The organism is Marinomonas sp. 63XJN7_9_ISO-PGPR-S23-217, assembly GCF_056173515.1.
The window spans coordinates 4,527,062-4,540,191 of record NZ_CM149678.1 but is presented as its reverse complement, the minus strand read 5'-3'; the positions used below and the strand labels follow the sequence as shown (position 1 = coordinate 4,540,191).

The window sequence follows — 13,130 nt, the reverse complement described above, 5'->3', positions numbered from 1 at the left end:
AGAGAGGTGAGACTAAAGTGTTTTTAAAAACGTTAGTAAGCTATAAGTGCTGGCGATATCTCGGCTGAGCTTTTTATTATGTGTATCAAGCCAGGCAAGTAATTTCATCAAAGGCCTAGCTCGATCTGCAACGTACTGAAGCTTTTCTTTGATTTGATACTTGCCGGTTATGCTTAAGTAGCTATCGATCACATGTTGAAAGGTTTCGTGATCGCTGTATGGGCTAATAGACATTAAGAAAAGGAAAACGTCTCGATATTGAATATCAATCAATGCATTGTGTTCAGCAAAGCTGTCTTCGAAGTCAATGGCTGAAACAACCCCTTGTTGATCGATTGTATAATTTTTGATTTGAGCGCCAGCATGATAATGGCCAGCGTTATGAATGCTGGCTAGCACCTTAAGCGCTTTTAAAATGACTTCGGTTCGTTCCGTTTGGCTTAATGCTGTTTTTTTTAAATAGCGACGCAGATCCAGGCCCGTATCTGACAAATAGAGAAAGTGTTCTGTTTGCTCTATGACATTGGCTACAGGCAGCCCAAGCAAAGCCAGTGTCTGTAATTTTTCTGACTCAAATGCCAAGCTTTCTTGCTGGGTCTTAGCCTGCACTGGCATGAGGAGAGTTAACTTGGTGGAATTAGCAATCAAGCGATGAAATAGACTTGAGCGCGTTGCCTCGGGTCTTTTGACCCAAACAGACTGTCCTTGATGTTTAATCCGTTCTATTTTTTGACCTTTTTTGAATATTTTATGGGTCATTAAATCGTCAAAAATAGGCGTATGGCTATCATTCGTTTTAATCTGCATGGTATGACTCTTAGTTTGCAATCCCTGTCTGTTCATAGCGAGCCATTAGTAAACAAATGACCCGTCTAAAAACATAAAAAACAGTGCCCAGAATGGGGCCTAGTGTGATGTTATGTAACAATATTTTAACATTTGGGGTATAAGGGGTAAGGAGACAATGTGTACTTAATGAATAAACAAAAATAAAATTTTCACTTTTTTTTTATTTTTATTGGGGTAAGGCTTGGCTTCCTTGCAGCCTCTGGTGTTGCGCTGATTTTTAAAGATAGGCTTGTTTTTTTCTTGACTGAATGGCCAAGTTTTTTGTAACTATAGGCAGAGAATGTGAAATAAAATGGTAAGCCATTGGTTTTATTGGCTTGTTTTTTGCTTACTTTTTGTTACAAAATTCACTTTTTTTACTTTTGTGTGTAAACAAGGAATATTCATAATGAAAAAAATAGTACAAGTCGCCCTTATGACTGCTCTTACCATGGGTTCGTCTATGGCGTTGGCGGTGTCTCCAAAAGAGACGTTAAATATTGCTTTTGATGCCGGGGCGACCGGTTTTGACCCTGCAAAGGTAGGAGATACTTATTCCAATTGGGTGAATGAAAATATTTATGATTCCTTAATGACCTATGATTACTTAGCCAGACCCTATAAACTGATACCTAATACCATTGAAGCGATGCCGACCATCACCAATGGCGGTAAAACTTATACCTTTAAGATTAAGCCAGGGATTTATTTTGCCCCTGACCCTGCCTTTAAAGGCAAAAAACGGGAGTTAGTGGCGGCTGACTATGTTTACTCCTTTAAGCGTATGTTGGACAAAACCATCAACTCCCCACAAAGTTACCTAGTCGAAGGTCAGTTTGTTGGAATGGATAAATTAGAGAAGGCGGCGGGTAATGGCCCCTTGAATTACGATACCCAGATCGAGGGAATCAAAGCATTAGACAAATACACACTGCAAATCAATCTCACTCATGTGAACTATAATTTTGACACTATCTTAGCCATGCCTTCTTTTGGTGCGGTCGCGCGGGAAGTGATTGAAGCCAATAAAGCCAATACCAACGCTCACCCTGTGGGGACGGGCCCATATGAGCTGAAAGAGTGGAAGCCGGGTAGTAAAATTGAGTTAGTGGCAAACCCCAATTTCCGCAAAGAGGTATTCAACTTTAAAGGGAATCCAAAAGATCCTGTTTCGATGAAAGTCGCCAAAGAAATGCATGGCAAAATCATTCCGCAAGTGAAGCAGGTGAACATCAATATTATTCTTGAAGAGCAGCCCACTTGGTTGGCATTTTTGAATAATCAACTGGATGTTGTGAAGATTCCACAGCCTGCGTTAAGAGACGCCTTGGTAATGAATCCGAAGAATCCAACCGATGTAAAATTAGCTCCAAAATATGCCGATAAAGGCTTTCATTTACAGCCGGTAAAACAATTAGAAATTACTTTTTACTTCTTTAATATGGACGATCCTGAAGTAGGCGGGTATACACCGCAAAAAATCGCCTTGCGTCGTGCGATTGCCATGGCCTTCCCTCGTAATGAAACCATTGCTCGTATCCGCCGTGGACAAGCGGTACCCGTGGAATATGCCATTCCTGAAGGGGTAGCGGGCCATAACCCTAAGTTTAATATGGGGGTGGACTTTAATCCGGCTAAAGCCAATGCGTTGTTAGATGCGGCAGGTTATAAAATTGGCCCAGATGGTTATCGCACGCAACCAGATGGTTCTCCTTTGTCGGTGCAACTGGCGACGGGTTCTGCAGCGATTGATCGCCAGTGGAATGAATACTGGCAGCAAGCCTTTGATTCGTTAAAAATTAAACTGACGTTTAAAGTCGGTCGTTGGAGTGAGCTGGCCAAAGCGAACCGCGAAGGTAAACTGCAAATGTGGGGTTTGGCATGGGGGGCAGATTATCCTGACGGCCAAAACTTTATGCAGATGTTCTATGGGCCAAACAAAGGGGATGCCAACTTCTCGGGTTTTAACTTACCTGCCTACAATAAAGACTATGAAGAGACACTGAAACTACCAAATGGTGAAAAGCGTCAGAAGCTGTATGATAAAATGAATCGTATGCTAGCTCAGTATCAACCCTATATTTTCAACGATACACGTATTTGGAATTATCTAGCTCACCCTGATGTTTATGGCTTTAAGCCTAACGCGCTTACCACATACTGGCGTTATATTGAAATTAAAAAGTAATCATTTCTTTTGATGTATTATGTACTGTAATGCTTTTTATGAAGTTTTCTTCATATAAAGCATTACAGCGTGCGCTTATGTTTCTTTAGGAGTGATGATGCTTTCTTATATTGTGCGCCGTCTGTGGCAAATGATCCCCACTTTACTGGGGGTCATGTTGCTGCTTTTTACTCTCTATACTTTAGTGGGTGGCGATCCATCCTATATTTTGGCAGGCAAGAGCCTGAGTGCCGAGACCATCGCGAGTATCCGGACTCAACTTGGCTTGGATAAAAGTTTACCTGAGCAGTTCTTGATTTTTGTCAAACAAGTGTTGACGATGAATTTTGGAACATCTTGGTCTACCCAACAACCTGTGTCAGAGATTATCCGTACCCGTATTGGTCCATCTGTGATGCTGTTGTTGACTTGGCAGCTCTGTTCTTTATTTTTCTCTTTGTTATTCGCCGCCTCTGTTGCCTATTACAAAGGCAGTATTTACGACAGAGCTGTGACCATTATTTCTACTGTGGCCATGTCGATCAGTATTTTGGTCTATATTATCGCGGGCCAGTATTTCCTTGCTTATAAAATGCAGTGGTTTCCCGTGTATGGCTGGGGGAATGGTTTTTGGCAAAACTTTTTGCTGTATATTCCGCTGCCATTAATCATTGGTGTCGCAGTAAGCGTGGCGCCGGACACGCGTTTTTACCGTAGTTGTTTTATTGAAGAAATGAACCAGGATTACGTTCGTACGGCCCGAGCTAAGGGGTTGTCTGAGCGCAAAGTCATGTTAAAACATGTGATGCGTAATGCGTTGATCCCAATCGTCACCGGCGTGATGTCTTCCTTACCGTATATGATTACCGGCTCTGTCTTAATGGAGCGCTTTTTTGGTATTCCAGGGTTAGGTAACGAGATTTTAAAAGCGGTCAATTCTAGTGATTTCCCCGTCATCAAAGCCATCACCATTTACTTGGTGATTGCCATCATGGTGTTTAATTTGCTGGCCGATCTACTCTATAAGTGGATCGATCCACGTGTGAAACTGAATTAAGGGGAAGACAATGAGTCAAGATAACAATCTCACTCTTGATCAAGAGAAGGTTGAGACGCAAGTGCCTGCCCAAAGCTTGTCTTCTCTTGCGTGGAAGCGTTTAAAACGAGATAAAGTCGGTATGATCAGCTTGCTGATCGTCTGCTTTTATTTACTGCTTTGTGCCGCAGGCTGGATGGGGTTGGCTGGGGAAAATTGGCGCGCTGATGTGGCGGTTCCGAATGCGCCACCGACCTTTGCCACTTGGGAGCCTCGGGGGACTCAGGTGAATACAGTGACTGCTCCCAGTGGAAGTGCAGACCAAGTGGATGACGATAATTCGGCAGCGGCACCTGATCCGCTGGCGGCTTTGATGGCGCAAGCTGATAAGCACGAAAGTCAATATGCAAGCAAAACAACGAAACTAAAAGATACGCTGATTTTAGGGGCGGATGGACAAGGACGAGATGTGTTGCAAAAAGCCATTAAAGGCACCTCGGTTTCTGTTTCTGTTGCCTTACTCGGGGCATTTTGTGCCATTGTTATTGGTACCATTTTAGGCGCGATTGCCGGGTATTTTGGTAAATGGGTGGATGATGTGCTGATGTGGTTTTATAGCATCTTTACCTCGGTCCCCGACATGCTGTTATTGCTGTCTTTTGCGGCGGTGCTATCCCGTGGTATTAGTACTTTGGTTCTTATATTTGCTTTGACATCGTGGACTTATGTGTTCCGTTTGATGAGAGCCGAATTTATGAAGCACAAAGAACGAGACTATATCAAAGCGGCGGACGCCATTGGTGCAGGGAAAACTCGCAAAATGTTTCGTCACATTTTACCTAATGTGAGCCATATTTTGCTGGTGCAATTTTCGATTCTTACCGTGGGGATGATTAAGTCGGAAGTGGTGTTGTCATTTTTGGGCTTTGGAGTGGGCATTAAGCAAACCAGTTGGGGAGCGATGTTGGCGGAAGTGCCATCGGAGCTGATCCAAGGTTATTGGTGGCAAATGCTGACGGTCACTGTGTTTATGTCGGTGCTAGTCACCGCCTTTAGTTTGTTGACCGACAGTCTTCGTGATGCTTTAGACCCCAAAGTGAGTTAGTAGGTAAGAATATGAAAACGCCATTAGTCCGTATTAGTAACCTAAAAATTGACTTCAAAATGGAAGACGGTCGTTATTTTGAAGCCCTTAAACGTATAAGTTTTGATATCCCTCATCATACCGTGTTAGCGCTGGTGGGGGAGTCCGGCTCGGGAAAATCCGTCACCTCGACCGCTTTAATGGGGTTGTTGCCTGAGTCAAATACTGTAATCGATCAGGACAGTTGTATTGAGTTTAATGGTCGCTCGGTATTAGCCATGAGCAAAAAGGAGTTGCGCCGTCTGCGGGGCGGCGATATTGCAATGATCTTTCAGGATCCAATGAGTTCGTTAAATCCCGTATTTACCATCGGTGATCAGATCATTGAAACCTTGCAAGAACACAAGTCCATGAGCAAAAAATCCGCACGGAAAAAGGCCATTGATTTGCTGACAGAGGTGGGGTTACCGAATCCTGAAAGTCGTATTCATGCTTACCCCCATGAGCTGTCTGGTGGTCAGCAACAACGGGTGATGATTGCCATCGCTATCGCTTGTGAACCCAAACTATTAATTGCCGATGAGCCGACGACGGCTTTGGATGTGACCATTCAAAAGCAGATTTTAGAACTGATTACCAAAATGCAGAAAAAGCATGGCATGTCAGTGTTATTTGTTACCCACGATCTTGGGGTCGTCGCGGAGTTTGCGGATGAAGTCGTGGTGATGCGTCATGGCGAAATATGTGAGTCAGGTGGGATTGAAGAGGTATTTCGTCATCCTAAACATCCTTACACGAAGGCGCTGCTAAACTGTCAGCCTAGCTTAACGTATCGTCCAGAGCGTTTGGCGGTGATTGATGATTTTCTTCAGGGAGAGGAGTATCAATTGCCTGCGAATCGCTCCCGTGGTTATCAAGAAGGTAACCCGGTGATCCTAGAAGTGAATAACCTTTGTAAGTACTTTAAAATCAAAACGGGCCTGTTTCGGTATATTGATTTAAAAGCCGTGGATGGAGTGTCGTTTCAATTGCAAAGGGGAAAAACACTCGGCATTGTGGGCGAGTCTGGCTCAGGCAAATCCACCGTTGGGCATACTATTATGCGCTTGCTGGAATCGACCTCAGGCGAGGCGTTATTTGAAGGCAAAGACATCCTCAAGATGTCAAATGAGGATTTTAAGCCTTTGAAACGCCGAGTGCAGATTATCTTTCAGAACCCTTATGCGTCATTGAATCCAAGGTTCACTGTAGGGCAGATTTTAATCGAACCCATGCTGCTCCATCATATTGGTAAGGACAAACAAGAGCGTGAAAAGCTTGCTCGGTCTTTATTGGATAAAGTGGGTTTAGCGGCCAATGCTTTTAATAAATACCCTCATGAATTTTCAGGAGGGCAACGCCAGCGCATTGCCATTGCCCGTTGTCTAACGTTGCAGCCGGATATTTTGATTTGTGATGAGTCGGTTTCAGCGTTAGATGTCTCGGTGCAAGCGCAAGTTCTCAACTTGTTGCAAGATTTGCAAGATGAGTTTCAGATGTCGTACTTGTTTATTTCCCATGACTTATCTGTGGTCAAGCATATTTCCGATCAAATCATGGTGATGCAGCAAGGGAAAGTGGTGGAAATGGGCGATGCGGATAGTGTTTATGCGAATCCTCAGCATGATTACACGCAAAAATTGATTGCTTCTATCCCGCAAAATCCGCAATGGTTTGAAGTGAACTTAGCGCTTTAGAGTCTAGTGACCTTCCCAAAGGGTATTAAAGTGAAAAGGCGAATCCAAAGAGGTTCGCCTTTTTATCGTTCAATAGCTGTCCGAGCTGTCGGGCAGTCTTTTCAAATGAATACTACGGGCTAAACGAATAATAGGACGGATCATCAGTTGTATACTGCCGATTAAAAACAACCAGACGCCAATGGTTAGTATTTCACCGGTATAAAAGAAACACACGCTGCCGATGGCAAACCACATTGCCAGCATCAGGTCATTGATGATGCTAAGTACTTCGTCGTCCCTGAATAATTCTCAACCTATTGAAATGCAATGCCTTTTGTATAATGCTAAGGACTAAAATCTCGCCAATAATGGCGCTTTAGTCTCAAAAAGTTGCAGAATCAGTGAGTTTTTATGAAGCCTCGTCAAACAAAGCAAGATCCGCAGAAGGATTTATTCCGACCTCAGCTAATCGATATTATTAACCCCAACCATGCACTCGTTCGGTTGGCTAAAGTGCTGGATTGGGATCGGTTGGATACCGAATTGGGGACGCATTTCTCGACGGTTGGCGCCGCAGCTCTGCCCACTCGCTTGATGGTAGGGCTACTGTATTTACAACATTTGTATAATTTGTCTGATGAAATGGTCTTAGAGCAATGGCTTGAATCGCCTTACTACCAATACTTTTGCGGCGAAACCTTTTTTCAACATGACTTCCCGTGCCATCCAACCAGTCTTGTTAAATGGCGCAAACGTTTAGGAGAAGAAGGCTGTGAATGGCTGCTTACTCAGACTATACAAGCAGGGTTAAAGCTAAAAGTGATCAAGTCTGCGAGTCTAAAGCGTGTGATTGTCGATACCACGGTACAAGAAAAAAACATCACCTTCCCAACGGATGCCAAGCTCTACAACAAGGCCCGACAGCAGCTCACTCAGGTAGCCAAAGAACAAGGCATCACGTTAAGACAAACCTACGACAAAGCCTGCCATGAGCTAATGCCAAAAATTGGACGCTATGGGCATGCCAAGCAATACAAGCGTATGAGAAAAGCCATTAAACAAGTCAAAGGCTTTTTAGGGCGAGTACTGAGGGACATTGATCGGCAAGTAAAACGACAAGGATTGACACTTACCCAAAAGCAAGAAGACCCCCTTAACCAAGCTTATCGATTACTCAAACAAACTCGCCAGAGCAAACATAAACTCTACAGCCTTCATGAACCCAACGTAGACTGCATCTCCAAAGGCAAAGCGCATAAACGCTATGAGTTTGGTGTGAAAGCCAGTATCGCGGTGACGGCTAAAGAATCCTTTATTGTGGGCGCAAGAAGCTATCCAGGCAATCCTTATGATGGCCATACCTTGAAAGATCAACTTCAACAAGTGGAAACCCTGACAGGAAGAAAACCGGAAACCTGTTTTGTTGACCGAGGATATAAAGGATCGGGCGTGGAAGACATTAAAGTCTTGGTTACAGGTCAAAAACGCGGTGTGCCCAAGAAAGAGAAACGCTGGATGGGAAGACGAAACAGTGTAGAACCCATCATCGGGCATCTCAAATCCGATGGAAAACTCAGACGATGCTTCTTAAAAGGCATACTAGGCGATGCGATGAACGTGATCTTAAGCGCCTGTGGCCAGAACCTACGTAAGCTACTGAAGTGGCTTTATTGCGCCCCATATTTTGGGCCATTTTTAAGGCGATTATGGCTGAAAATAATTTTCCCAACGGAAAGACCTAAAAATAGCATGGCGCTTCTTGCTTGAAACGCCATTATTCAGGGGCGACTACTTCGTAACGTCGGTGAATAATTAACTCATCATGACCGAAGATAAAAATCAGATCGCTTGATTGGTCTTGTCGCATTTGCTTCATAGAGGCCTCTCTTGCTTAAAAGTCATACCACTATAGCAAGTGCTATTTAGTAACTAAAGTTTGACAGAGTATTTGCATCTTGTCTCATTGATTGGGAGGGGGGCTCATTAACTGGTTTTATAACTAATTTGCTCTTATTGAGCCAGAGAAGGGTCGTGTTCTTATAAGGGTTTTACTTTGGTCAGAATAAAAGTCGCCACTGCTATTAAGACGATTGCTACAAGGAAGGGACTACTGTAACCAAAATACTGGGCAAGGGTACCAGCAAGTGCACCCGCCATGACATTGCCCGTGTAAATAGCATTGGTCGACAAGGTGGTCGCTTGACCACTTCGTCCCGGCATAAGATCTTGGAAGTACACCATGCCTAAGCCACCAAGTATGCCAATAAATATTGCATTACCAAATTGTAGTGCAAGCAAAGCGTATTCAGAGGTCACAAAGTACATGCCAAGATAAAAGGCCATAGCAGCCAAGCAGGCGCCAATTAAAAGTGTGCGCATACGGCAATATTGGGTCAGATAGCCGGACAGTAGCATAATAGGAATTTCTAATCCGGCAGCCGTCCCCATCATCCAGCCTGCGAGTTCCTGAGGAAGACCCAGTTGATGGCTAATATAGAGTGGCATGGAAATAATATACATGCTGTTGCAACCCCACATTAGGGTACAGGCGAGAAACAGTTTAAAGGCGTCAAAGTTGGCGCGGATCCCCCTGTGTTCTGCTTTGCGTTCACTAGGGGTATGAGGCAAGTCTGGTAAGGTGACAAGGGCGACTACAAATCCGATGAGGTAAATGCTCATGCCAATAAGAAACAGCGTGGTGAAACCATAAGCGGCAACAATACCAAAACCAACAGCAGGGCCGATGACCCAAGCCAATGACATTTGAGAGCGCATTATGGAGGTGAACATAACGGAGCGTTCACCAGCTCGATCTTTATAATCTCGGGCAATGGCAAAGGTTTGTGGAATAGCGGCCGCGCCTAAGCTTAACAGCACGATTCCCAGAGAAGCGAGAATAAGGTACTGACGACACCAATCAAATAGCAGGCAATTCGTGGCTCCCATTATTAAACAGATTAATACTAGACGCTTGCGGTGGCCCCATCGATCGGAATAGCGAGCAAGTAACTGGCTGAAAACAATGCCGCCACATGCGTTAAAGGTATAAAAAAGGCCCACCGAAAAAGGTGATGCATGAACTTGGTTGGTTAAAAAAAGACTGAGTGTTGGGATGAAAAGTGCGCTGCCTAATCCCGTAAAGAACGTCAGTGTCATAAAGGAGACTAATGTCGCACTTTGCCCTGAACGCCAGTTATGCCAGTAATTGGTACGCATCCATTCACCTCGTTATTCTTCTTGATGGCCTATGTGAGTGTAAAAATTTGACTAACAATGGAGAGGCCGAGCTTTGATCTCATTTGATAACAATGAGCAACAGGTTATTTCAACCTATTACTCATCAATAAGACAATTGGGATTTATATCTGTGTTGTCTATGGTTATAGGCTGTTTGTCGTTATCTTGCTGTCCGCCGCTTGAAACTCTGGCTTGGTAATGCTTTTGATGGCGTTACCCAGTGTGTCGTTATGGTCATCCAACCATTGGTAGCGATCTCGATATAATTTTCGCTTTGAACTTTTTATGTCTTCAATGGCACGGCGTTCAGAGGTTAATGGAATCTCGTAAAACCATTGATCGTGTTCAACACCATCGCTTTCTAGCCACAACTGATCGTAGTTCATATTGACTTGCTCGCCCGCGTTGCTATAACGCTTGGCGTTGTAGACATGAGCGCTATTTTTGACAGCATAAATATGATGCATCTTTAAGTGCTGAGCTAAAAACTGAGCGGTTTCAACCAAGAAGGATTTAGGGCGCAGGCCAAAAAAGGCTTTGGTAAAGGCTTTGGTAAAACCTTGGTCATTATTGTTGCCTTGTATACAACCAATGTAGATATTATGGTTTTGTACGGTAAAGCCCAGTGAGTAATAGGTATGATTCTGTGCGTCTTTGATGTTAACGGCTAATTCGGCTTCTTTACGTAATTTTCCATCGAAATTGAGAGTTAGATAGTATTCCTGTTCATCGATAGGGAGAGAGCGAAGGCGGATTTCTTGTAGATAAATTTGCTCTTGAGCCGATTCGGTAAAGGTGTTTTCAAGCCAAGTATGGTGATCATTGAGTAGCTGGGCGATCTCTGTTTTTTGAAATCCAACACGAAGAAACGGCTTCATGCATTTCATGAGATAGTTAGGTTCGTTGACGAACAGCTTTTCTCGTTGCTTATTGTTAAAAAAACGTTTCATTTCATTAAAAGCGCGGCGATAAATTAGCGCACGAAGAACAAACTTGATGACCTCTTTCGGTTTATTCTTTCTTTTTCTTGAGCATGCTTGAAGGGCGAGTTTTATAACCACAATGAAAGTCCACTTTGCTGTCGTTTGGATGGCGCAATATACATTCTAAAAAAGGCTGAATCAAATTGTCGAGCCGTTTATTCGTGCTCTTTTGGTTTGCCGTATGTAGTTGTTTTTCGTGATAAAAATTATCATTCTTGTTTTTTGATCGAATAGGGCCACTTTTTTCTTTAGTTTTCATGGCGTTAAGTTGTTGCCGTGTACCAAAGTGACGCTGTTTTGCGAGGATTTAAACGAAACAGGTGAGCTCCTCCCACCTGTTTCGTTTCTTGCTGTGATATCAGATATTGTCAATATTATCTCATTTAAGAGAACTGGAACTGTTTGATTTTTTGGTTTAAATCATTGGCCATGTGGGCAATCATTTCGCTGCCATCATTTACTTGTTGAGAGTCATCTAAGACTTTTTCTGAGACTTCACGAATTCCCATTAAGTTACGATTAATTTCCTCGGCCACGGTGCCTTGTTGTTCGGCTGCTTGGGCGATTTGATTACTGCGAGCGGAGGCATCGTCGACTTGGGTGAGCATGTTACCCAGATTTTCGGCAGCAACATGCATTCGGTCCGCACAGTCCTCTGCTTGTTTGGTGCTTTTTTCCATGGCATTCGAGGCGATTTTTGATTGCTGCTGGAGTTTTTCGATAATCGCACGTATTTCAACCGTTGAGTCTTGGGTGCGGCTAGCCAGAGAACGAACTTCATCGGCAACGACGGCAAATCCTCGACCCATTTCACCTGCACGTGCCGCTTCAATCGCTGCATTGAGCGCGAGAAGGTTAGTTTGCTCTGAAATATCACCAATCACCCCTAGAACGGAGTCAATATCATTCGTCTGCTCGGACAGGAGGCTAATAATATCGTTGGCATTTTCAATGTGCTTGGTTAACGACTGGATGTTTTGGTTGGTTTCGTCCAAATCTTTACTGCTTTGACGTGTGATGGTTTGCACCGTCTGAGTTGCCTCGGCTGTGTCTTTGGCATGCTGAGCCACATCTTTGATCGAGTAAGACATTTCATTCATCGCTGTCGCCAGTAATTCCACTTCTTTGAATTGATGATCCATTCCATTGTTAGTATGTTTCGTATTGGCTTGCATCTGTACGCTAACGGCTTGTAGTTCGCTGATAGCGTGATCTACTTCTAACAAGGTTTCACTTAGAGAGGTTGATACATGGTTTGCCGCATCGGCGAGTTCACCAATTTCGTCTTTACGTTCCATTTTTATCTGTTTGGTGAAATCCCCATCAGAAATGTGTTTAAGATGTTCGGTGACGGTTTTAAGCGGATGCACAATACTACGGACAATGGTAACACTGGCGATAAAAGACAAAATTAACAAGACAATTTCGATACTGGCATTCTTTTGAATGGAGGACCAGAAGGTCTTTTCAACGCCACTGTATAAAGTACCGCTGCCAATGACCCAACCCCAAGGTTGATAACCTTTAACATAAGAGACTTTGTCTTCAGCTTTTGACTTTCGAGGATCTTGATATTTATATTCGATAAAGCCTTCGCCATTTTTTCGTACGGTATTAACCATGGCTTGCCAATGGTGAAAACCGTTGGCGTCCGTGACGTCTTTCATGCTCTTACCAATTAAGTTTGGTCTGAAAGGGTGCATCAGTAATTTTTCTTGCATATCGTTTACCCAGAAGTAACCTGAGTTTGATGGACCGAAGCGTAACGACGATAGGGCGTTAAGGGCTTCTTTTTTCGCTCGTTCCTCACCGATAGTTGTCGCTTTTTTCGCGTAATATTCCACTAGCGAGTAGGCGTTTTCCACTTGTTCTTTCACTTGTTGCTGCCGGTCTTGAATAAGCTGTTTATGAAGGTCTGAATAGGCCATGACAGCAAATACAATGAGGAGTGCCACCTGAATAGCGACGAGTCCCCATAGTTTATTCCCTACTTTTACTGAGCTTAGTTTCATGTAATCCCTCTACCGTCGTATCTTGTTATCATTAAAAATAATTATGAGGCAAGAATGGGGGTTGT

The 13,130-nt window shown here is 43.6% G+C and carries 10 protein-coding genes; 5 read left to right on the top strand and 5 right to left on the bottom strand.

Annotated elements, in window-relative coordinates:
- Window positions 1-12: 12 nt before the first annotated feature.
- Window positions 13-807, bottom strand: a complete 795-nt coding sequence (locus AC0VYI_RS21160) for a BUD32 family EKC/KEOPS complex subunit (RefSeq protein WP_475445381.1) — start codon at window positions 805-807, stop codon at window positions 13-15.
- Window positions 808-1,237: 430 nt separating this feature from the next.
- Here AC0VYI_RS21160 and AC0VYI_RS21155 point away from each other — a divergent pair, with 430 nt between their 5' ends.
- From AC0VYI_RS21155 to AC0VYI_RS21140, 4 genes are all read left to right on the top strand, one after another.
- Entirely contained in the window at window positions 1,238-3,016 is a 1,779-nt protein-coding gene (locus tag AC0VYI_RS21155; RefSeq protein ID WP_475445380.1) for an ABC transporter substrate-binding protein, read from the top strand.
- A 97-nt stretch (window positions 3,017-3,113) separates the two neighbouring features.
- Window positions 3,114-4,052: an ABC transporter permease gene (locus AC0VYI_RS21150; RefSeq protein WP_067013125.1), complete on the top strand. Its 939-nt coding sequence runs from the start codon at window positions 3,114-3,116 to the stop codon at window positions 4,050-4,052.
- Between the two features lie 10 nt (window positions 4,053-4,062).
- Window positions 4,063-5,136, top strand: a complete 1,074-nt coding sequence (locus AC0VYI_RS21145) for an ABC transporter permease (protein ID WP_475445378.1) — start codon at window positions 4,063-4,065, stop codon at window positions 5,134-5,136.
- An 11-nt stretch (window positions 5,137-5,147) separates the two neighbouring features.
- Entirely contained in the window at window positions 5,148-6,851 is a 1,704-nt protein-coding gene (locus AC0VYI_RS21140; protein WP_475445376.1) for an ABC transporter ATP-binding protein, read from the top strand.
- Window positions 6,852-6,920: 69 nt separating this feature from the next.
- Here AC0VYI_RS21140 and AC0VYI_RS21135 read toward each other — a convergent pair whose 3' ends face one another.
- Window positions 6,921-7,112 (bottom strand): YrhK family protein, encoded by a 192-nt coding sequence (locus AC0VYI_RS21135; protein ID WP_475449840.1) that lies wholly within the window; start codon window positions 7,110-7,112, stop codon window positions 6,921-6,923.
- Between the two features lie 132 nt (window positions 7,113-7,244).
- Here AC0VYI_RS21135 and AC0VYI_RS21130 point away from each other — a divergent pair, with 132 nt between their 5' ends.
- Window positions 7,245-8,600, top strand: a complete 1,356-nt coding sequence (locus AC0VYI_RS21130) for an IS5 family transposase (protein WP_475445374.1) — start codon at window positions 7,245-7,247, stop codon at window positions 8,598-8,600.
- Between the two features lie 270 nt (window positions 8,601-8,870).
- Here the strand turns inward: AC0VYI_RS21130 and AC0VYI_RS21125 are convergent, their stop codons facing one another.
- The 3 genes from AC0VYI_RS21125 to AC0VYI_RS21115 form a co-directional block, all read right to left on the bottom strand.
- On the bottom strand, window positions 8,871-10,049 hold the full coding sequence (locus tag AC0VYI_RS21125) for a sugar efflux transporter (RefSeq protein ID WP_199477579.1): 1,179 nt from the start codon (window positions 10,047-10,049) through the stop codon (window positions 8,871-8,873).
- A 164-nt stretch (window positions 10,050-10,213) separates the two neighbouring features.
- Window positions 10,214-11,131, bottom strand: a complete 918-nt coding sequence (locus AC0VYI_RS21120) for a VirK/YbjX family protein (protein ID WP_475445372.1) — start codon at window positions 11,129-11,131, stop codon at window positions 10,214-10,216.
- Window positions 11,132-11,436: 305 nt separating this feature from the next.
- A complete protein-coding gene (locus tag AC0VYI_RS21115; protein WP_475445370.1) occupies window positions 11,437-13,065 on the bottom strand; it encodes a methyl-accepting chemotaxis protein in 1,629 nt (542 codons plus the stop codon).
- Window positions 13,066-13,130 lie beyond the last annotated feature (65 nt).

Coding starts and splice junctions, on each gene's coding strand:
- AC0VYI_RS21160 (WP_475445381.1), bottom strand. CDS start 807: ATGCAGATTAAAACGAATGATAGCCATACGCCTATTTTTGACGATTTA.
- AC0VYI_RS21155 (WP_475445380.1), top strand. CDS start 1,238: ATGAAAAAAATAGTACAAGTCGCCCTTATGACTGCTCTTACCATGGGT.
- AC0VYI_RS21150 (WP_067013125.1), top strand. CDS start 3,114: ATGCTTTCTTATATTGTGCGCCGTCTGTGGCAAATGATCCCCACTTTA.
- AC0VYI_RS21145 (WP_475445378.1), top strand. CDS start 4,063: ATGAGTCAAGATAACAATCTCACTCTTGATCAAGAGAAGGTTGAGACG.
- AC0VYI_RS21140 (WP_475445376.1), top strand. CDS start 5,148: ATGAAAACGCCATTAGTCCGTATTAGTAACCTAAAAATTGACTTCAAA.
- AC0VYI_RS21130 (WP_475445374.1), top strand. CDS start 7,245: ATGAAGCCTCGTCAAACAAAGCAAGATCCGCAGAAGGATTTATTCCGA.
- AC0VYI_RS21125 (WP_199477579.1), bottom strand. CDS start 10,049: ATGCGTACCAATTACTGGCATAACTGGCGTTCAGGGCAAAGTGCGACA.
- AC0VYI_RS21115 (WP_475445370.1), bottom strand. CDS start 13,065: ATGAAACTAAGCTCAGTAAAAGTAGGGAATAAACTATGGGGACTCGTC.